The sequence below is a fragment of the Algoriphagus sp. 10J20-15 genome (genome assembly GCF_055809615.1).
The window spans coordinates 1-24652 of sequence record NZ_JBVVUG010000041.1 but is presented as its reverse complement, the minus strand read 5'-3'; the positions used below and the strand labels follow the sequence as shown (position 1 = coordinate 24652).

At 39.8% G+C, this 24652-nt stretch carries 19 protein-coding genes, 2 tRNA genes and 5 pseudogenes; 12 read left to right on the top strand and 14 right to left on the bottom strand.

Annotated elements, in window-relative coordinates; genetic code table 11:
* Together AC0L6R_RS17635 and AC0L6R_RS17630 are read right to left on the bottom strand one after the other, a co-directional pair.
* Window positions 1-548 (bottom strand): annotated as a pseudogene (locus tag AC0L6R_RS17635) (M1 family peptidase); the annotation flags it as partial.
* Complete coding sequence (locus tag AC0L6R_RS17630; protein ID WP_473272368.1) at window positions 532-924, bottom strand: hypothetical protein; 393 nt, start codon at window positions 922-924, stop codon at window positions 532-534. The gene AC0L6R_RS17630 and the pseudogene AC0L6R_RS17635, both read right to left, overlap by 17 nt.
* A gap of 157 nt (window positions 925-1081) precedes the next feature.
* Here AC0L6R_RS17630 and AC0L6R_RS17625 point away from each other — a divergent pair, with 157 nt between their 5' ends.
* Window positions 1082-2908 carry a TonB-dependent receptor plug domain-containing protein gene (locus AC0L6R_RS17625; protein WP_473272366.1) on the top strand — a complete coding sequence of 609 codons (1827 nt, stop codon included), beginning with the start codon at window positions 1082-1084 and terminating at the stop codon, window positions 2906-2908.
* Window positions 2909-3008: 100 nt separating this feature from the next.
* Here AC0L6R_RS17625 and AC0L6R_RS17620 read toward each other — a convergent pair.
* The 4 genes from AC0L6R_RS17620 to AC0L6R_RS17605 all read right to left on the bottom strand — a co-directional run bounded on the left by AC0L6R_RS17620 (window position 3009) and on the right by AC0L6R_RS17605 (window position 5985).
* A tRNA-Val gene (locus tag AC0L6R_RS17620) sits at window positions 3009-3083 on the bottom strand.
* 43 nt (window positions 3084-3126) lie between these two features.
* Window positions 3127-3201, bottom strand: a tRNA-Val gene (locus AC0L6R_RS17615).
* A gap of 146 nt (window positions 3202-3347) precedes the next feature.
* Window positions 3348-4892 (bottom strand): L-piperidine-6-carboxylate dehydrogenase, encoded by a 1545-nt coding sequence (amaB, locus tag AC0L6R_RS17610; RefSeq protein WP_473272365.1) that lies wholly within the window; start codon window positions 4890-4892, stop codon window positions 3348-3350.
* A gap of 67 nt (window positions 4893-4959) precedes the next feature.
* Entirely contained in the window at window positions 4960-5985 is a 1026-nt protein-coding gene (locus tag AC0L6R_RS17605) for a DUF4421 domain-containing protein (RefSeq protein WP_473272363.1), read from the bottom strand.
* 333 nt (window positions 5986-6318) lie between these two features.
* Between AC0L6R_RS17605 and AC0L6R_RS17600 the strand changes: the two genes are divergently transcribed.
* The gene (locus AC0L6R_RS17600; protein ID WP_283411787.1) at window positions 6319-7095 is read left to right on the top strand and encodes a glycosyltransferase family 2 protein; all 777 of its coding nucleotides are present in this window, start codon (window positions 6319-6321) and stop codon (window positions 7093-7095) included.
* On the opposite strand, the gene AC0L6R_RS17595 is transcribed toward AC0L6R_RS17600, so the two are convergent.
* Together AC0L6R_RS17595 and AC0L6R_RS17590 are read right to left on the bottom strand one after the other, a co-directional pair.
* On the bottom strand, window positions 7096-7806 hold the full coding sequence (locus AC0L6R_RS17595) for a glycosyltransferase family 2 protein (protein WP_473272361.1): 711 nt from the start codon (window positions 7804-7806) through the stop codon (window positions 7096-7098).
* An 83-nt stretch (window positions 7807-7889) separates the two neighbouring features.
* Window positions 7890-9093 (bottom strand): annotated as a pseudogene (locus AC0L6R_RS17590) (pyridoxal phosphate-dependent aminotransferase).
* A 134-nt stretch (window positions 9094-9227) separates the two neighbouring features.
* Here AC0L6R_RS17590 and AC0L6R_RS17585 point away from each other — a divergent pair.
* On the top strand, window positions 9228-10079 hold the full coding sequence (locus AC0L6R_RS17585; protein WP_473272359.1) for a toxin-antitoxin system YwqK family antitoxin: 852 nt from the start codon (window positions 9228-9230) through the stop codon (window positions 10077-10079).
* Between the two features lie 3 nt (window positions 10080-10082).
* Here the strand turns inward: AC0L6R_RS17585 and AC0L6R_RS17580 are convergent, their stop codons facing one another.
* Together AC0L6R_RS17580 and AC0L6R_RS17575 are read right to left on the bottom strand one after the other, a co-directional pair.
* Entirely contained in the window at window positions 10083-10610 is a 528-nt protein-coding gene (locus AC0L6R_RS17580) for a YSC84-related protein (protein WP_473272358.1), read from the bottom strand.
* 122 nt (window positions 10611-10732) lie between these two features.
* On the bottom strand, window positions 10733-11089 hold the full coding sequence (locus AC0L6R_RS17575) for a YraN family protein (RefSeq protein ID WP_473272357.1): 357 nt from the start codon (window positions 11087-11089) through the stop codon (window positions 10733-10735).
* 84 nt (window positions 11090-11173) lie between these two features.
* On the opposite strand from AC0L6R_RS17575, the gene lipB reads away from it, so the two are divergent.
* From lipB to AC0L6R_RS17545, 6 genes and pseudogenes are all read left to right on the top strand, one after another.
* Entirely contained in the window at window positions 11174-11899 is a 726-nt protein-coding gene (gene lipB / locus AC0L6R_RS17570) for a lipoyl(octanoyl) transferase LipB (protein ID WP_283411793.1), read from the top strand.
* A complete protein-coding gene (locus AC0L6R_RS17565; RefSeq protein ID WP_283411794.1) occupies window positions 11896-12297 on the top strand; it encodes a hypothetical protein in 402 nt (133 codons plus the stop codon). Before lipB ends, AC0L6R_RS17565 begins: the two co-directional genes overlap by 4 nt.
* Before the next feature lie 9 nt (window positions 12298-12306).
* Window positions 12307-13056 (top strand): 3'-5' exonuclease, encoded by a 750-nt coding sequence (locus AC0L6R_RS17560; protein WP_473272356.1) that lies wholly within the window; start codon window positions 12307-12309, stop codon window positions 13054-13056.
* A 53-nt stretch (window positions 13057-13109) separates the two neighbouring features.
* Window positions 13110-15312 (top strand): annotated as a pseudogene (gene rnr / locus AC0L6R_RS17555) (ribonuclease R).
* Window positions 15275-16273: a polyprenyl synthetase family protein gene (locus AC0L6R_RS17550; RefSeq protein WP_473272353.1), complete on the top strand. Its 999-nt coding sequence runs from the start codon at window positions 15275-15277 to the stop codon at window positions 16271-16273. The pseudogene rnr and the gene AC0L6R_RS17550 overlap by 38 nt, the downstream one beginning before the upstream one ends.
* Window positions 16274-16903, top strand: coding sequence for a rhomboid family intramembrane serine protease (locus AC0L6R_RS17545; RefSeq protein ID WP_473272352.1), 630 nt, complete (start codon window positions 16274-16276; stop codon window positions 16901-16903).
* Window positions 16904-17184: 281 nt separating this feature from the next.
* On the opposite strand, the gene rpmA is transcribed toward AC0L6R_RS17545, so the two are convergent.
* A complete protein-coding gene (rpmA, locus tag AC0L6R_RS17540) occupies window positions 17185-17445 on the bottom strand; it encodes a 50S ribosomal protein L27 (protein WP_283411799.1) in 261 nt (86 codons plus the stop codon).
* Window positions 17446-17480: 35 nt separating this feature from the next.
* The gene (gene rplU / locus AC0L6R_RS17535; protein ID WP_473272350.1) at window positions 17481-17792 is read right to left on the bottom strand and encodes a 50S ribosomal protein L21; all 312 of its coding nucleotides are present in this window, start codon (window positions 17790-17792) and stop codon (window positions 17481-17483) included.
* Window positions 17793-18372: 580 nt separating this feature from the next.
* On the opposite strand from rplU, the pseudogene AC0L6R_RS17530 reads away from it, so the two are divergent.
* From AC0L6R_RS17530 to AC0L6R_RS17520, 3 genes and pseudogenes are all read left to right on the top strand, one after another.
* A pseudogene (locus AC0L6R_RS17530) lies at window positions 18373-19354 on the top strand (ribonucleotide-diphosphate reductase subunit beta).
* A gap of 39 nt (window positions 19355-19393) precedes the next feature.
* Window positions 19394-21795: pseudogene (locus AC0L6R_RS17525) on the top strand (ribonucleoside-diphosphate reductase subunit alpha).
* A gap of 82 nt (window positions 21796-21877) precedes the next feature.
* Window positions 21878-22324: a DUF1569 domain-containing protein gene (locus tag AC0L6R_RS17520; RefSeq protein WP_283411803.1), complete on the top strand. Its 447-nt coding sequence runs from the start codon at window positions 21878-21880 to the stop codon at window positions 22322-22324.
* Between the two features lie 830 nt (window positions 22325-23154).
* On the opposite strand, the gene AC0L6R_RS17515 is transcribed toward AC0L6R_RS17520, so the two are convergent.
* Together AC0L6R_RS17515 and AC0L6R_RS17510 are read right to left on the bottom strand one after the other, a co-directional pair.
* A complete protein-coding gene (locus AC0L6R_RS17515) occupies window positions 23155-24204 on the bottom strand; it encodes an ISAon1 family transposase (protein ID WP_473272349.1) in 1050 nt (349 codons plus the stop codon).
* Window positions 24120-24494, bottom strand: a complete 375-nt coding sequence (locus tag AC0L6R_RS17510) for an ISAon1 family transposase N-terminal region protein (RefSeq protein WP_348339436.1) — start codon at window positions 24492-24494, stop codon at window positions 24120-24122. Before AC0L6R_RS17510 ends, AC0L6R_RS17515 begins: the two co-directional genes overlap by 85 nt.
* Window positions 24495-24652: the final 158 nt, after the last annotated feature.

The window sequence follows — 24652 nt, the reverse complement described above, 5'->3', positions numbered from 1 at the left end:
CACCTAGCGAAGTGCCAAGTGACCGTTCCTTCTTGCTTAGGTCTCGTCAATTCAGTATTGCCAAGCTCCTCGGCAGTAATCAACATTACAGTGGTATCACTGTCCTTTGCTTTCGCATAACGATTCTGAAGCTCTTTGCTTAGCACTTCTTTTGGATTCAAAAGCTCTCCGGAACCTACCACGATGTGGTCATAAGGCACAGTAACTTTATAATCAAAATCTCCATACTCAAGGTAAAACTCTCCAGCTCCCAAGTATGGCTCGACATTCCAACCTTCTACATCATCGAATACCGCTACTTTAGGATACCACTGAGCAAAAGCATAAATCCAACCATCTTCTACTTCTAATCTTCCCATTCTATCCATTCCTTCAACTGGAACTTTGAAAGAGAAATCCATAGAAACAGTTGCCGTTCCACCTTTTGCTGGGATAGGCTCATTGAACCAAACCTGCATTCTTGTGTCAGAATCAATATGCTTGGTAGAAACTGACCCTTTGGAACCAACTTTGGCCTGTAGATTTGTTATTTCATATCCTCCATCCACATCTCCATTGTAACGGTTGCCTTGAATCGGGGTAGCTCAATGTACCTCGGGAATCCTCGGTGAATCGATTTTGCTCCATCTGCATCCAGATAAAATCTAAAGACTCAGGGCTGTTATTTGTATAAGTAAGGGTGATGTTTCCGGCCAGCGTATGGGTGGAATCATCCAAGGTTACCGCGATTTGGTAGTCCGCTTTGTTCTGCCAGTATCCCACATTAGGTTTTCCTGAGGCAGATCGGGTATACGTACCTTTACGGTTGATAAATTCTCCAAATTCCTTTTGGTTATTCTCTTTTACTTCTTGAGCAAAAGAATTGCTGAATCCTGCGAGCATAGCTCCTGCAAAAAGCAGCTTAACTATTATTTTCCTGCGCATACTATTTATTTGATTTAGTTTCAAAAGTAAGAATTGCTATTCTAACCTCCCTTATATTTTCCATGAGATTCGCCCTTTAAGGAATTTTTAGAAATATATCCTTATTGGAAAAAGGATATTTTCAGTCCACTTTTGGGTTACTATTTACGATCAACCCATGCAAAAACTAGTACTACTTGTGTCTTCCTTGGCATTTTGTTTAAGGGTAAATGCCCAAACAGACACTACCACCCAAGAATTAGGAGAAGTTTTGATTCAAGAAAACAGGATCCAACTTCCTTTTTCAAAGCAAAGCAGAAACATCTCTCTGGTCAGTAAACGTCAAATAGAAACTACGCCAGCCCGAAGTTTAGCCGAAGTTTTATCCTTTGTTCCTGGAGTTGATGTCCGTCAAAGAGGTGTCACCGGGGTGCAATCAGATATTAGTATCCGTGGCGGCTCTTTTGAGCAGACGCTGATGCTGCTAAATGGAATCAAACTCAGCGATCCGCAAACAGGCCATCACATGATGAACATACCTGTCCCGCTGGTGAATATCGATAGAGTTGAAGTACTGAAAGGCCCAGCTTCAAGAGTTTTTGGTCAAAATGCTTATGCTGGAGCGATTAATGTCATTACCGAACTGAGCGATAAAAGGTACGCAAGAGTACAAGGATATGCTGGCGACTTTGGAATGAAAGGAATCAACTTCGCCGGCTCTCTACCCATAGGGAGCTACAAGCAAAATCTGGCAATTTCCTACGATGACTCTAATGGACATTGGTACAACTCAGACTACCAAGTCAGTAACATATTCTACGAAGGCGGAGCTAACCTCAACGAAAAAAATGAGCTAAAAGGGATGATTGCCTACACAGATAGAAGTTTTGGAGCCAATGGTTTTTACTCCAGTTCTTTTCCTGACCAGTGGGAAAGTGTGCAAACTACCTTAGCCTCCTTGAGTCACACTCTTACGTTGAACAACTTTTACTTGAACACCCGAGGCTATTTTCGAAGAAATCAAGATGAGTATGTGCTCAAAAGAAATGAGCCTTCTTTTTACCAAAACTTTCACACCACCGATGTCTACGCGTTGGAGGCAAATGGGAATTTTGAGACAAAACTTGGCACAACTGGCTTTGGAGTAGAAACTAGAAAAGAAACGATCGAAAGCACTAACCTTGGAAATCGTGATCGAGTTTTAACAGGAATCTTCTTGGAGCAGATGGTTACCTTCGGTTCGAAAGTAGATTTGAGAGCTGGAGTTTATTCAAATTATTATTCAGAATATGGCTGGAAGCATTTCCCAGGTGCTGAACTTGGCTTTCAAGCGACAACCGACTTTAGATTATACTCAGGATACGGAATCAGCTATCGTATCCCCACCTACAACGATCTCTATTACGTGGGCCCTACGAATATCGGGAATGATCAACTGGTACCTGAGCAGGCTCAAAACTTTGAGATTGGAGCAAAATGGTCGAAATCCGGAATTTTTGCAGAACTGGTTTACTTTAACAGAAGTACTGACAACCTAATCGAATGGACTCGACCTGATGCAGACACACCATGGCAACCACAGAATTTCAGTCAAGTTAAATTCAATGGAATTGAAGCTTCATTAAATTATAGAATTAGCCCTAATGGCAAAACTTTGCACATCAAAGAATTTAACCTATCCTATAACTACCTCGACGCAGATTTAATCAATCAGCCTGGAATCGAGACTAGATACGCATTGACAGCTTTGAAAAATCAGCTGATTGGCGGAATCCTCATTGGGATTGGCCAAAAGCTGGAGTGGAACACAAAGATGAGAAATGTAGAACGAATGAATCAGGACCCCTATTTCCTTCTTGATATGAGAGCAGATTATAATAGAACAGGAAAAATCGGATTCTTTGCAGAAGCATCCAATATCACAGACAGCGATTACGTGGAAGCTGGAACTGTGCAAATGCCAGGGAGATGGTTTAGGGCTGGATTCATGTTGAATTTAGAATAATCAACAAGTACAATTCGAACCAAGGCTAGGCTGTTTCATATTTGAGACAGCTTTTTTTTTAACAAAAAAAAATCCCGAATAAATTATCCGGGATTGAATGTGGGAGTTGAGGGATTCGAACCCCCGACCCTCTGCTTGTAAGGCAGATGCTCTGAACCAACTGAGCTAAACTCCCAGGAAATAACTTTTACACACTTTCGAGTAATTATACTTAGATGTGGGAGTTGAGGGATTCGAACCCCCGACCCTCTGCTTGTAAGGCAGATGCTCTGAACCAACTGAGCTAAACTCCCATCTTTGTGTCCCTTTCCGTTCGTAAGGGAATGCAAAGGTAATTTCTATTTTCTCATAAGCAAATACATTTTGAAACAACATCCCTAAACTATTGAAAATGAGAAAGAATATTTACAAAATATTTTCAGAATCAAGAATAATAGTTTTAAATATCAAATTTAATCCCCTGCGCCAATGGTAAGGTGGATGAGTAATTAATTGTATTAGTTTGGCGACGCATATACGCTTTCCAAGCATCAGATCCAGATTCACGACCTCCACCGGTTTCTTTTTCTCCACCAAAAGCACCACCAATTTCTGCTCCTGAAGTACCGATATTTACATTGGCAATTCCGCAGTCAGATCCGGCCACAGAAAGGAACGCCTCTGCCTCTCTCATATTTGTGGTCATGATAGCAGAAGACAGCCCTTGCGGCACACCGTTTTGCATAGCAATCGCTTCTTCAATTGAACTATATTTCATTAAATAGAGGATTGGAGCAAAAGTTTCGTGTTGCACAATCTCAAAGTGATTTTCGGCTTCATATATTGCTGGCTTTACATAGCAACCAGATTCAAAACCATCTCCCGTCAGAACTCCACCATTTACCACTACTTTCCCTCCTTCTTTTTCAACTTTCTCTATGGCAGCCAAGTACATGTTTACCGCATCTTTATCGATCAGCGGACCTACATGATTTTTTTCGTCCAAAGGGTTCCCAATTACCAATTTGCTGTAAGCTGAAGCTAATCTAGACTTAACCTCTTCATAGACATTTTCATGGATAATAAGTCGACGAGTACTAGTACAGCGCTGACCTGCCGTCCCTACAGCTCCAAATAAAGCACCACGTATCGCCATATCCATATCAGCATTCGCTGTGATTATAATGGCATTGTTACCACCAAGCTCTAACAATGATCTGCCTAACCTACTCCCTACTGCTTGACCGACCAATTTCCCCATACGGGTAGAACCAGTTGCCGAAACCAATGGAATCCGTGAGTCATGAGACATCAGTTCACCTACTTTGTAATCACCAATTATAAGCGAGCAAATGCCCTCAGGCATACCATGTTTTTCAAAAATCTCTCCGGCTATGAGCTGGCAGGCAATTCCTGAAAGAGGCGCTTTTTCACTGGGTTTCCACACACAAACATCTCCACAAACCCAAGCTAAAGCAGCGTTCCAAGACCAGACTGCAACTGGGAAATTAAATGCTGAAATAATTCCTATTATCCCCAAAGGATGCCATTGCTCATACATACGGTGGCCAGGACGCTCTGAATGCATAGTAAGACCATATAACTGTCGGGAAAGACCAACTGCAAAATCACAGATATCAATCATCTCCTGCACCTCACCTAGCCCCTCTTGATATGATTTACCCATTTCGTAAGAAACTAGCTTTCCTAAGTCAGCCTTCTTTTCTCTCAGGGCATTTCCTATTTCCCGAACAATTTCTCCTCGTTGGGGAGCTGGCACTTGTCTCCAGCTCTCAAATCCAACTTGTGCCTTAGTCATCACTTCTTCGTAGGCCTGCTGATTAGTCAACTGCACCTTTCCGATCAGGGCACCATCTGCTGGTGAAAAAGAAGAAATAGACGACTCACCTGAATCTATCCAATTGATGCCCGTTGAAGTTCCTAAGTTTTCGGATTTAAGCCCGAGTCGCTTCAATGATTCTTGAATACCAAATTGGTCTGCCATTATATTTGGGGTTTGTTATGCTTTCAAAACTAAAACAATTATAACAGGGAGTCCAAAGAATTAAGTACTATTCTTTAATTATGATCCGCACAGGATTCACTTTATTGAACTTTCTCTTAAAACTCTTTCCTGCATATATTTTATATATAAAATTAATTCTATAATCGCCCGTATTTACTGCTTGATCATAAGGTCCTCCCTTGATGAGATTAAGGTTTTTATAAACATAGCTCGTGGTAATTGCAAACCGAGGACCATTGTACCCTAAAAACCCACGTAAATAATAAGTAGGTGCTACACCCCACTTCGTAAATTCCTCCTCGTTCCTCCACTTCGTATATCCTCCACTCAGGTTTACAGAAGCCACTCCTGTCAGATAGAAATTTCTCCAAAAAACCCAAGTTCCAGCCATCCCTGCATTTGGTCCAGCCAAAAAGTAACTGGCCTGGTCAAAATTAATCAAATCAGTCTGCGGGGTCGATGGCAATAATAGAGAGTCACCACGCATATTCCCTCCATACCCTTCGACTCCAACAAAAGGTGAATAAGCCGATTTCTTTTGGACAGAGGACTGATTCCAGGCTGCCGCAATGGACAGCTTGTCTCCAAAAAACAAGTAATTCATATTGAGCCCCAAAGAAATGAGCCGCATGTCTTTCCTTAGGTAATCTTCCTCAGAATAAGTCCGGTTTTCAGCATCTATCTTGTACCCATTGTAAAACTGCCCAAAGAAATCCACAATAACCTTTGGAGCATAGATGTGAGACTGCAAATCCAAATTCCCAGGCCAATCACCTATTCGGTCAGGATTCAGAAATCTTACAGGAAATGAAGCATTAATAGTTAGATCTTGATAGGTAAATCCAAGTCCCAATTTTAATCCAGTATTAGGAACTAACATGTATCGCTCATTGGATTCTGGCGCCATAGCTACTAATCTGGTATATTTTCTGCTAAAAAAAAGTCTAGTTGCCAACACATCACGAGTACTTTCCACATACATAGAGTCGTATTGTAGCTTCGATTTTTGTGCAAAAGACTGATTGCAATAGATAAAGACAAAAAAGATTATTGAAATCTTTATTCGGATCATAGCTAGTGAGTGTATACGCAAGCCGAAAGTTCACTAAAAAATTCTCAAAAAAAAAATCCGAACCGTAGTCCGGATTTTTTCTGAAACAGGTTGAGGTTGAAAAATGGATTAGTGTTACAATCCTCGTTTGAAAAAGTAAAATACGATTGAAAAGTTGTTTAATCACCAGATTAAAGTTATGAACTTCAGGGAATTAAACAAATTATTGTTTGGCTTTTTTATACCAAACCAAAATAAACTTACAATAAATTGATCCTACTTCAACCTTTACAATAATGGAAAATCACCGACTATTCAATTAAATTGCATCTACTTCAACATGTCTATAAAAACTTGAAACCAACCATATCCATCATAATCCCTTGCTATAATCAGGCACAATTCCTTGCTAAATCTGTCGAATCCGCACTTAACTCAACTTATCCTGAACTTGAAATCATCATCGTAAATGATGGTTCTACGGACAATAGTGAAGAAATCGCAGCAGAGCTCACCGAAAAGTATACAAACGTCTACTTACTTAATCAGAAAAATGCTGGCGTTACCTCAGCTAGAAATTCCGGAATAGAATTTTCTAAAGGTAAATACATCCTTCCCTTGGACGGGGATGATCTAATATCCTCAAATTACATTTCGGAGGCAATTCAGGTCTTGGAGAAAAAACCTGAGGTAAAAGTCGTCTATTGTGAAGCTGTAAAATTTGATGAGTTTGGACAAAAGCCTTGGAAGCTCAAGGACTTCAACTTGAACCTCCTGGCAAGAGACAACATGATTTTTGTGAGTGCTGTTTTCAGAAAAGCAGACGCATTAGCAGTAGGTTGCTTCAGCGATGACATGAAAATGGGCAGAGAAGACTGGGAATTTTGGATCAAAATGCTAAAAAATGGAGGTGACGTTGCCAAACTCCCTTTCATTGGTTTCTTCTATCGAATTCATTCAGGGAGTAAGCGAAAGAAAACTGGCACATCCCAGAAGAAGAGAGAACGAATAGCCTATCTGAATTCAAAGCACATGGATTTTTTCGAGCGAGAATTGAATGGCCCACTTCGATTTCAGCGCACTTGGTCCAAGCCTTACAATAACTTGATGAAATTTCTGGGCAAACTCTAATTAGATCTTATCCATTCCTTTCCAGAACTTCAGGAAATAGTATTTCAGAGGATTACTGTACTTCAGTTGCTTCCAAGGTCGGCTCGCATGTGGGCGGTGCCAAACTGGAGCATTCATTAGGACATGGTTTTTAAATCCTAGTTCAATAGATTTTTTCGAAATAAAGGTATCGTACCAATCTTTTGCTTCATCCAAACCCATAAAATCATAGGCTTTCAAAAAGTCAGATGAAAAAAGTGTGCAGCAGAAGCTCAAACTTCTTGAGGTGTCTATCACTTTTTCTTTTACACCTTTAAATTTCAAATAAGGAAAATTCACTACGCCTTTTTCATCCACTGTCACAGACCCCACCAAACCTGATTTGGAAGTTGCATTTTGGAAACTCAGCAAATCAGCAATTGTATTTGGCTTTACAACCACGTCTGATTCTATTACCAAAAGAGGCAGACTCGCATCATTAGCCATCCTCTGAGCCATCTGAAGTACTAATTTGTAATTAGGAGATGGATGATCAGTATGATCTTCCAAATGTACCAGTTCGTATCCTATCTGAGACTTGAATTGTTCTAAACCAGCTTTTGTCTCTTCAGTACTGAAGTCATTAAAAATAATATGCCTCACTTGAACGGTAGATCCCGAAATTGCCCTTGCGGTATCCAAGGTAGTTTCAAGAGAATTCTTTACAGGTGTGATAACGATAACTTCAGCCATAGGGTAAATTTTCCCAAAAATAAGCCTTTCTGACTAGGCAAAAAACAACCCCGACTATTTGCCGGGGTTAAGAATTGTTTTTATTAAGCTAATTCGCCTAGGGCTTTTTTCATTCTGCCCAGTGCATCTACAAGCTCCTCGTCGGAAGCCGCATAAGAAAGTCTGATACAATCCGGAGCTCCAAAAGCGGCTCCAGTCACCAAGGAAACATGAGCTTCAGCCAACAAATAAAGGCAAAGGTCATCTGCATCTTTTACGACATGCCCTTTTGCAGACTTGCCAAAGAAAGCAGTCACATCAGGGAAGAAATAGAATGCTCCTTCAGGAACGTGAGTTTTGATACCAGGAATATCACGAAGTAAATCCAATACCAATCCTCTTCTTCTTAGATATGCATCAGCCATCTCTGTAGTAGGAGTCTGGTCTCCAGCAATTCCTGCCAATGCTGCTCTTTGGGCAATACCTGTTCCTCCAGAAGTAAATTGACCTTGGATTTTTTCTACAGATTTAGCCATCCAAACTGGTGCACAGATGTACCCAACTCTCCAGCCAGTCATTGCATAACCTTTAGAAAAACCATTCACAGTAATTGTTCTGTCAAACATACACTGGGAAGGACGCGATGCTATAATTTCTACCAGCAAAGTTGATTTTCTCATAGATCTCATCAGCGATCACCATGATATTCTCATGCTTTTTCACTACGTCAGCGATAGCTTCTAGTTCCTGCTTGCTGAATACAGATCCAGTAGGATTACATGGAGAAGAATAGATCACGCCCTTAGTCTTTGGCGTAATAGCAGCCTCCAATTGAGCGGCAGTAGCCTTGAAGTTGTTTTCCAAAGTCCCTTCGATCAATACTGGAACTCCACCTGCCAACTTGATGATTTCAGCATAACTCACCCAGTATGGAGAGAAAATAACAACTTCATCACCTTCATTGATCATGCACATGAATACATTGGCAATGGAATGCTTTGCTCCGGTGGAAACAACGACATTTTCCGCTTTAGCTTCAGTGATTTCATTTTCTTCACGAAGCTTCTTTGCGATAGCTTCTCTCAGATCCTGATAACCTGCTACGGGAGGATATGAAAAGTACTTACCTTCGTCGATTGCATCTTTTGCTGCTTGTTGGATATGCTTAGGTGTTTTGAAGTCAGGCTCACCCAACGATAGGCTGATGATGTCAACTCCTTGTGATTTCAGCTCTCTTGCTTTTTTTGCCATCGCAAGAGTGGCTGATTCTTCCATATTGATTATCCGGTCTGATAAAATAGAGTTCATTGTTTGAGAGATTTTTTTTACAAATTCCACAAAAGTAGAGAGAAGATTATAAAATCTAAACAATCGGTGGGTTTTGATCTCGAAATGTTATTTTTGGATAAAATACACCGAAGGATATTGCGTTTTTCTAATATATGAGTAGATATTATATCAGTTTTATTTTCCTCCTACTTCTGAGCAAGGTTTCTTTAGCCCAAACTGAAGAATCAAAACCGAAATCAGATCCTGATTCCAGTGGTGTGGTGAACTCCAGATTACTCCCTACGACAATGCCTTTACTACTTTTCGACGACTCAAAAGAAAAGGAAGAAAAAAAGGAGAAAAAGAAGAAAGCTCGGAAAAATGAATGGTTTGGGATTAAAACCCGAAAAGGCTATACCCGTCAGGAAATTCGGGGGCAGCAGATTTTTGAGCACTTTAACTACACTGATGCTGCGCGACGTCCAGACCCCTATATACGTGATGTTTATTGGTTTGATCCTCAAGAAAGAAGTATAAAAACCAAAGAATATGAAGCAGGAAAAGGCTACCTACTGCATGGACCTTATGAGCGGGTAATTAATGAGGAAGTGGTGGAAAGCGGTATGTTCTACTACGGCACCAAGCATAAAACATGGATGCTCTACGATGCAAACAATGTGCTACAGGACAAAAATCACTTTGAAGCAGGCTGGCCGAGGGAGTCAAGAACTCGATACTTTGATCAGTCATCCAAAACCATCCAAGAGATTATCCCCGTTCAGTATGGTTTGGAAGAGGAGAACTATTTTTACTTCTATGAGAATAAACAAGTCGCGGTCACAGGGGAATATCAATATGGCGAAAAAGTGGGTCTGTGGACAGAATACTGGGACTTCAATAATACCAAAGCAGTAAGAAAGCGTGAAATCCAATATCAGGAAACTGCTTACACAAAAAATTTCCGCCCTTACATCCGTGCTGAATGGGATAAGGACGGAAATCTAGTTTATCGAAAAGATAATTGAAGTTTACAATTCTCTGAATTTAAACTGCTGACCTCCTACTGAGGCTTCGTACATCAATCCTCCTTTTGTTCGGGTAAACACCGCTACCCCATCAACGTATTTTGCATTGGCTGATGCTCCAGAGGCAGCTGCGACAGCAGAGACTTGAGCAGACATTTCAATATTGTTTGATTTAAACCTTGCGAAAGCTTCCTCATCTTCAAAGAAAACAACTTCTGAATACGCTTGACCTCCAGCCTGAAAACCAATGGTCACTTGAGTCATTTTCGCATACCCGACTTGTTTTCCACCTTGGAAAGCAACACCATTACCAGCCGCTCCCCCAATTCCGAAACCTCCTTTTCCCACATTTGGTAAAATAATGTAGCCATAAGATGAGTCAAATAATTCCTGCATGCTCTCATCTTCCTCTAAAAATGCCGCTTTGGCATCCATACTATCCTCTTCGATCTGTTTATCTTTTCTATCACTTTGAGCGAAAGCTACAATTGCCATCAGGGCAAAAAAGAAAGTGAATGCTATTTTTTTCATGTGTTTATAATTTGTTTTTCAATGGTTACATGGAATCTCGCAAGGGTATAATTATCCCAGGTGTGACGTTCTTCGTCATGCTCGATTTCATATGTTTTTAAAATTTGAACGGAGCTGTGTGTTTAGTAAAAAGCATCTTCAAAATGCCTGAAATTAATTTTCCCTGTTCGGTCTTTGTATACGCCAATGATATCAAAGCGGATATCATTATGCCAATCATTAACATAAATAAACTGATCAGCTGCTTTAATAAGTAATTTACGTTTGACCGAATCGACAAACTCCTCAGCAAATCCGAAGCCAGCCCCAGATCTGAACTTTACTTCAACAAAAATTAACAAACCTTTATGCTTGGTGATGAGATCGATCTCAGCGTGTCCATGCCGATAGTTTGTTTCGACTAGTTCATACCCCTTGCCCACCAAAAAATCAGCTGCGAGTTGTTCTGCGAGTTTTCCGGAATCGTTGTGTTCAGCCATCTTGGATATTTGTTTAATTTTGAAAAATCAATGAACGAACCACTTGCTGATTCAGTTGAAAAGTAAATCCCTCGGGACTAGCCGATGAATGAAATTATTAATAAAAAAGTAGAATTCCGAGACCTTGGACAGCTGGATTATCAACAAGCCTGGGACTATCAGGAAAAACTCTTTGCTGAAACTGTAGCGCTGAAAATCAGCAATCGTCCTTTGCCCCCAGCCGACCAGGTACCAAGTAAAAACTACCTACTCTTTGTAGAACATCCACATGTATATACACTGGGAAAAAGTGGCAAAGAAGAAAATCTACTTTTGGATGAAAACGGTCTTAAAAGCCACGACGCCCAATATTACAAAATCAATCGTGGTGGTGACATCACCTACCACGGTCCAGGTCAGCTGGTTGGTTATCCGATTTTAGATCTGGACAATTTCTTCACTGATATTCATAAGTATCTAAGATTTCTCGAAGAAGCGGTCATTTTGACTTTGGCCGACTATGGAGTTGAAGCAGGAAGGATCGATGGGTTAACTGGTGTTTGGATAGATCATGTGGAGCAAAAAAGCCCCAGAAAAATTTGTGCGATGGGCGTGAAGTCCAGTCGTTGGGTGACTATGCATGGCTTCGCTTTCAACGTGAATGCAGATATCAGCTATTTTGGACATATAATCCCCTGCGGCATCGATGACAAGGCTGTCACTTCACTTCATTTGGAACTTGGTCGCCCTGTGGAAATGCATGAAGTCAAAGACCGAGTGAAGCGACATTTGATCGAATTATTTGAAATGGAGAGTATAGAAGCAATATGAAGAAAGACATAGATTTCAGTCCCGTGACTGGAGTAAAACTGGCGATAGCTAAAGAAGAGACCGCATCCGGAACGGAATGGGCAGTATATATTATAAACTTGAATTTGATTGAGTTAAAAAATGTCATGATCACTTCAAAAGGATATGGCGAAATAAATGGAGAAGTAAAAAAGACATCAACACTTCGCCATATGATGGAAGAGCTTGGAGAGCAGTCAGTAGCCAAAGTAGAACCCATAGATCCAGCAGTTTTTGCTTTAAACAATGAGTTTTGGGTGAGTTACTATATTTTAGATCAAATTTTTGATAAAAAGTTTATCTTTACTTCAGGCAGTTTCGATCCTGGATTCATAAAGATGATTCCCGAAATTGGCCTAGAAGGAGTTCTCCACGCTTAATAAACGCTTATGGCAGATTTTTTTGATCAACTGAATGACATCCTTTTTCTAGATATAGAAACAGCCTCATTAACTGAGAAATTTGAAGAACTGCCTGAGCGTATTCAAGATGAATGGCTAAAGAAAGAGCGCCTTATCCAATCACCGGATCACCTTCACGATCCAGGTGCATTATATTTTGACCGAGCAGGAATTCATGCTGAATTTGGACAGGTAGTCTGTGTAGGTGTCGGCTATTTCCAATGGAAAAAGAAAGATAAAAAACTAGCGTTCAGATCGAAATGTTATTCCCATGAAGATGAACGGGAACTTCTTTTGGAGTTTAAGGCTTTGTTAGAGAAGAAAAAATGGATTCTTTGCGCTCACAACGGTAAGGAATTTGATTTTCCATACCTCTGCCGCAGAATGCTCATCAATGGAGTAGCTTTGCCGGAGCCTTTACAGATCTCAGGGAAAAAGCCTTGGGAAGTTCGCCATCTTGATACGATGGAGCTTTGGAAGTTTGGAGACTATAAACATTACACCCGCTTGGAGCTTTTAGCTTCAGTTTTTGGAATTCCATCTTCAAAAGATGATCTTGACGGAAGTCAGGTCAACACTACTTTTCATCTGGATAAAGACGTAGAAAAAATCAAAAAATACTGCCTGAGAGATGTGGAAGTCACAGCTCGAGTATACATGGCTATGCATCCGCAGTCGGATGACTTAGAAATTGAAATCATTCATTTAGACGATTCAAAGAAAGATCACAAAGATTAATGGGCGCAGGGACATAAATCTTTTTACCTTAACCCTAATCAACAACCCAAATCATGGGAAGAAAACAACACAGAAAAAACAACAGTAAAAATCAAGGAGGAAAACAAACAGACGCAGCCAGCTTGGCCCGTCGCATCCTTCAATTTTTAGATGCACATTATGGAGAAGAATTCAACTCCAAGCAGATTATTAAGAAGCTCGAAATCAGAGATGCCCTTACTAAAGGTGGCGTCGAGCCTGTACTAAGCAAATTAGTAGAAGCAGGTTCAGTTTCTCGAAATCCAAGAAACTATTATTCATCTACCCAAGACCCGGAGTTCATCGAAGGAATCGTAGATTTTGTAAATCCACGCTTTGCTTTCATCGTACCACTCGATCCTGAGAAGGTAGATGGAGATATTTTGGTCAAAGAGGCTGATATGAAACAAGCACTCGATGGTGATAAAGTCCGCGTGATGGTATATCCGCTCAAGGGTAAAACTGGTCGCGTAGAAGGTAAGGTCCTGGAAGTAGTAGAGAAAAGCCGTGATGAATTTGTAGGCAGAGTAGAGATTTCGCCTCGATTCGCCTTCGTTGTGCCGGATTTCAAGAAAATGCACAAAGACATCTTCGTACATAGAGGTGGACTCAATGGTGCTCAGCACGGAGAAAAAGTAATTGTCAAACTTACCGAATGGAGAGATGGCGATAAGAATCCAACGGGAGAAGTAATTCGAGTATTAGGAAAAGCCGGCGAACATGAAGTAGAGATTCACTCTATCATGGCAGAGTTCGGATTGCCATTCGAGTATCCTGAAGAACCAGAAAAGGAAGCTGAGGAGATTTCAGAGAAGATCACTGCCAAAGAGATCAAGAAAAGAAAGGATTTTAGAGACGTCCTCACTTTCACGATAGATCCAGCTGATGCAAAGGATTTTGATGATGCTATTTCTTATAGAAAACTGGAAAATGGCAATCATGAAATCGGTGTTCACATCGCAGATGTCACTCATTATGTGCAACCAAAAACGGCTTTAGAAAAAGAGGCCTATAATAGAGCTACTTCTGTTTATTTAGTAGATAGAACCATTCCTATGCTTCCTGAGCGATTGAGTAATGGGCTATGTTCACTTCGCCCACATGAGGACAAACTGACCTTTGCCTGCGTATTCGAAGTGGATGACGAAGCAAATGTGAAGAAACATTGGATTGGCAGAACTGTCATACATTCTGACAGAAGATACGCATATGAAGATGCCCAAGAAAATATTGACAATCAATCTGGTGACTACTTCGAAGAACTGACATTATTAAATGTCATGGCTAAGAAAATCCGTCAGCGAAGATTCAAGCATGGAGCAGTTAATTTCGAGACTGTTGAAGTGAAGTTCAAGCTAGATGAAAAAGGCACACCACTTGGCTTAATGATCAAAGAGCGAAAGGATATCCATAAGCTCATCGAGGAATTCATGCTACTTGCCAACAAGTATGTAGCAGAATTCATTTTCAATAAGAATAAAGGAAAAGATACTTTTGTCTATCGAACCCACGATTCCCCAGATATGGAGCGATTGGATACGTTCTCTGGCTTTGCGAAGCGATTTGGACATGAGTTCGAAATCGAAAATGAGAGAACTATCTCTACTGCATTAAACAAATTAATGGAGGAGATTCAAGGTAAGCCTGAGCAAAATGTTCTCGAACAATTGGCAATTCGAAGTATGGCAAAAGCCAAATACACCACTGAGCCGAAAGGGCACTTTGGACTCGCATTCGCACATTACTCTCATTTCACCTCTCCTATTCGAAGATATCCGGATATGATGGTGCACAGGCTGCTTGAACTATACCTCGAAGGAGGGAAATCGCCGGATGCAGAAGCTTGGGAACAAAAATGTGTTCATTCTTCCGAACGAGAAAAACGAGCAGCAGACGCCGAAAGAGCTTCCATTAAATACAAGCAAGTAGAATTCATGTCTCTTGCGGAAGACAAAGATTACGAGGGAATTGTAGCTGGCGTCACCGAGTGGGGTGTCTTTTGTAGAAATCACCGAAACTAAGTGTGAAGGCATGATCCGCGTCCAGGACATGGATGACGATTACTATGATTTCGACCAGAAAAACATACGCTTAATTGGCTCGAAAACAAAAAAAATGATCACTTTGGGCGACAAAGTGAAGGTCAGAGTAGTTAACACTGATATTGACCGTAGAACGATAGATTTGGAATTTGCAGATAATGAAAGAAAAAAGCCACGCGCACGAGTTATTAGGTAAGCTGGAAACATATATCCAGAACCTCCCGAGTGCACTAGAAATAAGAAAATCACCCGAAGAACTATACGACCCAATCACCTATATTTTGAGCTTGGACGGTAAGAGAATCCGTCCTTTGCTAAGTCTTTTGGCATATGGAATTTATAAGCCAAATCCTGCTGAAATTCTAAGTCAAGCAGCTGCAGTTGAAGTTTTTCACAATTTCACGCTAATGCATGACGACATCATGGATGATGCTCCATTGAGAAGAGGTAAGGATTCTGTCCATGTAAAATGGAATAAGAACGTAGCGATACTCTCTGGTGATGTCATGCTGGTAAAAGCGTATGATTTACTGCTACCTACTGAGGCAGATAAATTGGGTGAAGTGATTCGCCTATTCAATAAAACAGCAGCAGAGGTATGTGAAGGCCAGCAATTCGACATGAATTTTGAGTCCGTGGGATCTGTTCATGAGGACGATTACCTAGACATGATCCGTCTGAAAACAGCTGTTCTCTTAGGTTTTGCTCTACAGCTAGGCGCTTTACTAGCTGGAGCAGAGAAGGAAGATGCTCAAAAACTTTATGATTTCGGGATGAATATCGGAGTTGGCTTTCAGTTAAAAGATGACTTGCTGGATGTATTTGCAGATCAGGCAAAGTTTGGCAAGCAGGTTGGAGGTGATATCATTTCCAATAAAAAAACATTTCTTTTGATCAAAGCACTTGAATTAGCGAAAGGGCAGGATGCTGAAGACTTAAATTTCTGGCTCTCTCAGCGTGACTTTGACAAAGATCAAAAGGTGAAGGCAGTAAGAGCTATCTATGAAAAGCTCGGAATCAAAGCCCTTGCAGAATCCAAAATGAACTCCTATTTCGAGGCTGGATTTGCACAATATGATGCAATTCATTTCAAAAACGAAGACTATTTCCTTGAACTCAAAAAAATCACTCAGGACTTAATTCACAGAGAAAAATAAATGGAATTATCAATTACAGTTGTCCTGATTATAGTCACCGCAATTAGTAGCTACTATGGAATCAATAATGCAGCATTTATGGAGCGTTGCATGTTCATTCCATATAAAATCAAGAGAAATGGCCAATGGGATCGTTTTATCACCTCCGGATTTATACATAAAGACTACATCCACCTTTTCTTTAATATGTTTACCTTCTACTTCTTTGGAGGTGTAGTAGAGCAGATTCTTGCTTATAAATTTGGAGTAGTCTTAGGTGGCTTGGTCTATGTGCTCTTCTATCTTTTAGGAATAGTAATCTCAGACATTCCTACTTATCTAAAAAATAAAGATAACAGCTATTATAGAGCCTTAGGAGCTTCAGGAGGAACAGCCGCTACAGTATTTGCCAGCATCATCATACTTCCGCTTTCTGACATCTGTCTTTTCGGAATTCTTTGCTTGCCTGGATTTATTTTGGGTGTACTATTTTTGCTTTATTCATATTTCAAAGGTAAAAACCAAGATGATGCAATTAATCATGATGCGCATTTATATGGAGCAATTTTCGGTATTGTATTTATCCTACTAGTTTCTCCAAGTAGTGCAACCACATTTATTAATGAAGTAATGAGCTATAAACCTTTCTAAAAAACATAATCAAACGAAAGCCCGACTGATAATTATTAATGTGCCCCCAAAAGTTAGATACTTTTTGGGGGCTTTTTCGTGACCTGTTTCCACGGAATAACTATACTGCTGTAAGCTTGAAACATTGCCCCTAGTCATCAGGGTTGAATAAATTTAGCCCAGCGAAACATCTTGTTGTCTCTTCGGAAACCACAATATCCTCTGCAGTTAATCAGTGAAGAAATTATAGACACAAAAAAAGCCCCTTCACTTGAAGGGGCTTTCAATATTGATTGATTAAATCAAGCTTCTGCTGGCAATACGCTTACGTATGATCTGCCATCATATTTCTTTCTAAAGGTAACAACACCGTTAGCTGTTGCAAACAAGGTATGATCTTTACCTAGTCCTACATTTTCACCTGGGTGATGCTTAGTACCTCTTTGTCTTACGATAATATTTCCAGCGATTACTACTTCGCCACCAAATTTCTTAACACCTAATCTCTTAGATTCTGATTCCCTACCGTTTCTGGAACTACCGACGCCTTTCTTATGTGCCATGGTTTTATTCTTTTATAGTCTTCAAAAAGAAAACTTTAGAGTGTAATACTTTCTATCAAAACTTTGGTGAAATCTTGTCTGTGACCGTTCTTCTTTTTGTAGCCTTTACGACGCTTCTTTTTGAAGACGATGACTTTATCACCTTTTACATGATCTAGGACCTTCCCAGATACCTTCGCTCCAGCCAATAGGGGAGCACCTACAGACACAGATCCATCAGCCTCAGCTAATAGTACCTGGTCGAAGTCGATGGAAGCGCCAGTTTCTAAATCTAGCTTTGGAGCATAGATAAACTGATCTTTCGTTACTTTGAACTGCTTTCCTGCGATGTTTACAATTGCGTACATAGTTCTTGATTCTTTTGAAATCGGAGTGCAAATATAGGGAAGTTGATTGGAAGAAAAAAACTGGCTTCTGAAATATTATTTGCGTTTTATATTGAAACTTTGCCACCCGCCCTCATTTACTTAAAAAACAACATAAAATTTCCACGATAAAAGACAATTAAACTTAAAAATGAATTAAAAATTTTTTCTGATTTTACCTCCAACTGATTGAGGATCATAATTTTGAATAGTAAAATTAATGTCACGAAAATATTGACCGAAAGTCAGAAATTACCTTGAATTTTGGTTGAAAATCTTTTTTGCAATTATTTGATTTTTTTTCAAACCCCTGATAATAGCCCATTCAATTAATCTAAAAGTATATTTAAACCTACCTAACTATTTGTATATATGATCGCTATATACTTTTTGACCCCGGGTCAGAAATGGCCTTAAACAGACACTTCACAGGTTTTATTTCCCAATTTTGATTCACATATTTGTTGAAAGGCTGTTCTAAAAAGGCAGCCTTTCTTATCCCCGGACAAACTATTTATTCATTTAGGGGCAAAAATTAATACGCTTAAACACTACAGTAACAATGCAGAACGAACCAATACTAGAAGAGAATAAGAATCGCTTTGTTTTATTCCCTATCCAGCACAACGACATTTGGCAGTATTATAAGAAAGCCGAGGCTAGCTTTTGGACTGCTGAGGAGATTGACGCTGGGACAGGACATGGTGGATTGGAAAGCATTAAATGATGGTGAGCGTCATTTTATCTCACACGTATTAGCATTTTTTGCAGCTAGTGATGGGATTGTTAATGAGAATTTGGCAGAGCATTTCGTATCAGAGGTTCAATATACAGAAGCAAAATTTTTCTACGGCTTCCAGATTGCGATGGAAAACATCCATTCAGAAACTTACAGTCTTCTTATAGATACCTATATCAAAGATGCAGCTGAGCGGGACAAGCTATTACATGCTATTGAGCATATTGATTGTGTAAAGAAAAAGGCGGACTGGGCATTGAGATGGATAGATAATGGCAACTTCCAAGAGCGATTAATCGCCTTTGCTGCGGTGGAAGGCATTTTCTTCTCAGGATCATTCTGCTCTATTTTCTGGCTCAAGAAAAGAGGCCTGATGCCCGGCCTTACCTTCTCCAATGAATTGATCTCCCGTGACGAAGGATTGCATTGCGATTTTGCCTGTCACCTATACACAAAGCATCTGAACAATCAATTGCCAAAAGAGACGGTAAGAGAAATAATCAGAGATGCTGTAGAAATCGAAAAGGAATTTGTAACTGATGCACTTCCTGTACGACTTATAGGAATGAACTCTGACCTGATGTGTCAGTACATTGAATTTGTAGCAGATAGACTATTAGACGAATTAGAGTGCGATAAAATATGGAATAGCACGAATCCTTTTGATTTCATGGATATGATTTCGCTTCAGGGTAAAACCAATTTCTTTGAGAAAAGAGTTGGAGACTACCAAAAAGCCGGAGTAATGAAATCTAATGAAGGATCAGACGATTCACCAAGATTCTCCATTGGTGAAGACTTTTAATTAACCCAACTTTTCCATCAACCTAAAAATCCCAAAGAAATGCTAGTATTAAAAAGAGACGGAAGACGAGAATCAGTACGATTCGACAAAATCACAGCAAGAATTGAGAACCTATGCTACGAACTCGATTCTAAATTCATTCATCCAATTGATGTTGCCAAAAAGGTAATAGATGGTCTTTATGATGGAGTATCAACTACAGAGCTGGACAACTTGGCCGCTGAAGTTTGTGCTTCACTGACTGTAAAGCATCCTGACTATGCAATCTTGGCAGCAAGAATCGCTATCTCAAATCTCCATAAAACTACTAGTCAGTCTTTTTCAAATACCATGAAAAGGCTCTATACCCACGTGAATCCAAAGACTGATGAAAATGCAGCTTTGCTAGATCCTGAGGTATATGGCATCATTAAGAATAATGCGGCAAAACTAGATGCGGCAATTGATTACAAAAGGGATTTTGGGTATGATTATTTTGGATTCAAGACTTTGGAGAGAAGTTACTTGATCCGTTTGAATGGAAAAGTAGTAGAACGTCCTCAGCACATGTTGATGAGAGTGGCTGTTGGGATCCACAAGGAGGACATGGAATCAGTAATCGAAACATACAACCTTCTTTCTGAAAAGTGGTTTACCCATGCAACCCCTACCCTTTTCAACGCAGGTACACCTAAGCCTCAGCTTTCCTCTTGCTTCCTACTTACTATGAAGGATGATAGTATTGACGGTATCTACGACACTTTGAAACAATGTGCGAAGATTTCCCAATCAGCTGGAGGTATTGGTCTATCGATACACCATGTGAGAGCTAAAGGCTCTTACATTAAGGGTACAAATGGAGTTTCTAATGGCATTGTACCAATGCTTAGAAACTTTGATATGACAGCTCGCTATGTAGACCAAGGTGGCGGAAAAAGAAAAGGCAGCTTTGCTATTTATTTAGAACCTTGGCATGCAGATATCAAGGATTTCTTAGAGCTGAAGAGAAATCATGGTAAGGAAGAGATGAGAGCTAGAGATTTGTTCTATGCACTTTGGATTCCAGATCTTTTCATGAAGCGCGTAGAACAAAACCTTGAGTGGTCTCTATTCTCTGTCCTCACGAAGCTCCAGGACTTTCTGAGTGCCATGGTGAAGAATTTGAAAGACTGTACGAAAAGTATGAGAGAGAAGGGAAAGCTCGTGAAACTATCAAAGCTCAAGAACTTTGGTTTGAAGTATTAGAATCACAGATTGAGACTGGAACACCATACATGCTTTATAAAGATGCAGCAAATGGTAAGTCAAACCAGAAGAACCTTGGTACAATCAAATCTTCTAACCTTTGTACAGAGATCATTGAGTACACAGCTCCAGATGAGGTTGCCGTTTGTAATTTGGCTTCTATTGCCCTTCCAAAATTTGTAACTCAAGGACCTGATGGAAAATTATTCTTTGACCATCAGAAACTATATGAAATCACCAAAGTAGCCACCAAGAACCTGAACAAGGTAATTGATGTAAACTACTATCCAGTTGAAGAAGCGAGAAGATCAAACTTCCGTCATCGTCCAATTGGTCTAGGAATACAAGGTTTGGCTGATGCATTTATTTTGCTTCGTATGCCTTTCGATTCTCCAGAAGCTAAAGGATTGAATGAGGATATTTTCGAAACTATGTATTTTGCGGCGGTAGAAACTTCTATGGAGCTAGCAAAAGTTCAAGGTACATACGAGACTTATGAGGGTTCTCCAGCTTCAAAAGGAGAGCTGCAGTTTGACCTTTGGGGAGTGAAGCCAAAGTCAGGAAGATGGAATTGGGCTGAGGTAAAAGAGAAGATCAAGAAATACGGGATGAGAAACTCTCTGTTGATGGCTCCTATGCCTACAGCTTCAACTTCTCAAATCCTGGGTAACAATGAGTGCTTTGAACCTTACACTTCAAATATCTATACTAGAAGAACCTTATCAGGTGAGTTTATTATTGTGAACAAGCACTTAATGAAAGACTTGATTGCATTAGGTCTGTGGGATGATACCATGAGAAACCGATTGATCTCAACCAATGGCTCTGTACAAAATGTACCTGGCATCCCACAACACATCAAAGATATTTATAAGACCGTTTGGGAGATTTCTCAGAAGATCATTATCGATATGTCTGCCGATCGTGGCGCATACATTTGCCAGTCTCAAAGTATGAACGTGTTCATGCAGGATCCTAACTTTGGTAAGTTAACCTCTATGCACTTCTATGCTTGGAAAAAAGGCCTTAAAACAGGTATGTACTACTTGAGATCACAAGCGGCTACAGCAGCTATTAAATTCACGCTTGACAAAACAGGTTTTGAGCCTAAAGTTGAAAAGGCTCAGCAAGAAATAGTTGAAGTGAAATCACAAAAACAAGATGCTATTGCATGTTCTCTGGATGATCCAGATAATTGCGAAATGTGCGGAAGCTAAAAGATAAAGTTCAATAATCACCAAGAAAGCGTTTGAAGTCTCAAACGCTTTTTTTATAACTTATAACCCAAAGAACCTAGGCATGGATATAACATCGATAGAGAAAAAATTAAAAGCCTTAGAAGCTAATACTAAGGCAGAATTCGGGATAATGACTCCACAACATATGGTAGAACATCTTACGCTTACAGTCAAGATATCATACGGCAGAATAAAGATTCCAGAATTTGAACCAAGTGAAAAACAGTTATTTCAAAAGAGAGCTCTATTAGATTCTACAATGGAATTTCCACGAGGTGTTTTAGCTCCTAATATGAAGGCAGGGGAATTACTCCCGTTAAGAAATAGTAGCTTAGATGAAGCAAAAAAACAACTCATTGAGAGCTTAACTGGGTATACTACATTTTTTAATTCAAGCCCTGACGCCAGCTCCGTACATCCAAGATTTGGAAAATTGAATTATTCAGAGTGGGAAAAGTTTCATCCCAAGCATTTTAAACATCACTTCGGACAGTTTGGGATTTGGTAGAAATCCCATTAAGCCAGGGATGAACTCTGCCTTGACGTATAAAAAAATCAATCTCTTTCTTTAAATCATCATGCTGTCAATTTCCTACTATTGCGATTGATATTTACTTAAGTTAAAAAACCTCTATAAAACCAAAATGCCCAAATAAGTGTCTAGATTTTGGGGGCACATCATTAACTATAGGGCTTTAAATAAATGAGACGGCTACCTAATCCAAATTAGTTACAATCGAAATATAGGTCCATATGTTCTACCAATTCTCCATTTCTGTAAATTGAAAAATTCAAATCGTTATATGGTTTGTTGATTGAATCTCCCACAAGTATTTTATCCCAAAAGTCGTCATACAAAGGACTTGTTGGGAAATAATACTTTAAATCACCATTTCCACTTTCAATAATACTGTCTTTCACACCTCTATCCCATTTATAAAAATTCTTTTAAAGTACTAATCCAGAATATTCTTTCATATTTCTTCTGTTTTGAAATTTGCAATTATCACATGAAAAAAAACTAGAACACTAGTCAAACAAATAAAAATCCTATTCCCATTTAGATCAAACATATGAGATTAATTAAAATTTTATTCAGCACATGCATTAAAACTAATATATAGTAAATTCTGAACTACCCCCTCACTGCGTAGTCAAATCATTGTAGTGGACTGGTTGTAGAGTGAAACTTACCCTAATATTTTTAACAATTTTCAATTGCAATAATATCATCTGAAGTTAATTACAAATTTGGCTGAATATTCAAGCATAAGAACTGTCTGTAATTTTTTGAGGTATAACGTAGGATCAGTCGGAATATCTGGGGAGCAGGTTTATTCACGCATAGATATTAGATAGTCTGAACAGGAAGAATTCAATGTTAGTGACACCTCTGAACTGAGCCCTGAATGCTTTTATTTTTGCATTGAATGATTCTGCTGATGCATTTGTACTCCTGTTTTCAAAGAAATTCAGAATGGAAGTGTAGTGATTCTGTATGGTTCTGGACACGGTATTGAATGATTTGAAGCCTGCTTCTTCCACTTCATTGTACCAATGAGCCAGCTTGGTGAAGGCGACACCTTTTAGCTTGCTTGTTTGATAGATCCTTGCCAGAGATCTCGATAGTTTGTAGGCTTTTTCCAGATCAGGGTAGCGCCGGAAGAGAATCTCGGCCCTGTGTGCCTGCGATATTGTCCATTTATCTTCTCCTTTGAAAAGCAGGTATCTGCTTCTGGCTAACAGTTGTTTTTCGGTATCACCATTTTCGAGCTTGTGTGGAATAAATGTTTTTTTACACTCTCTACTGAGCTCCATTTCCTTGTTCTCCTGTTCAATAGCGTCCCATCTGTGGGCGATTCTCATTTCCTGAACTGCGTCATAGACCAGTTTCTGGACATGAAACCGGTCAGTGACCAATTGGGCTTTGGGAAAACTACGGCGTACGATCTTTTCCATACTGGCGGCCATATCTAGTGTTACTTCCTCTACCTTTTTCCGTTTATTCTCGGGTAGTTGCCTGAGAACAGCATTCACTGTTTCACTTTCAGTCCCTTTTATCATGGCAACCAGAGCTCCCTTCTTACCTTTTGCTGCTTTATTGGTCAGGACAGTATACAGTTCTCCTTGAGAGAGGGCTGTTTCATCAATGCTGAGATGTGTTCCCAGATTTTCAGGAAAAATAATCCAGTCTTTAGCATGTGGGCGTTGTTGCCAGTCCAGGAAGTTGCTCAGATGGAAAACGTATTGATGCTCAAGGATTTTTCCGTTTACCTGGAAGTTATCCGCTAGGCTTTTGCAACTTACCGGCGATGAATCCAGTCGTTCCTTTTTAAAAAAAGCGCGAATTCCTCTGTCATCCGCGTACCATTTGCCACCAAGCTCCAATCTCTACTCACATTCTTTCCTGTCTCTTCATTGAGCCACTTCCTCCTCTTAATATTCAGAAAACAGGCTTTACCGCGCAACGGGAAATCCTGAATACTTACCTCATCATAAAAACCCTTTGAGGTGAGTTTTGACCCCTGAAGATGCTCGGGATGAATATTGAGCTCTTCCAAATAAATGTGGTAAGCATTGTCTTTGAGTCCCGCTGAAGTAACCTTGAAAAATTCAAGCAGGCCCTGAGGCAAAAGCAAGCTGAGGTAGTCCTTTTCTTCCAATTCTTTTTTTAGCAAAGAAAATGGATTGTGTCAATTCCCCCAACTTTTAGGACTGATCCATAACGTAGGCCTGCTCATAACCCTACTATTTCAAGAGGAGGGCGTCTACCGATACCAATAGTAGGCTAATCTTCTAAAAGGAGTGATTAGCTAAAAATATAAATATTTCCAAA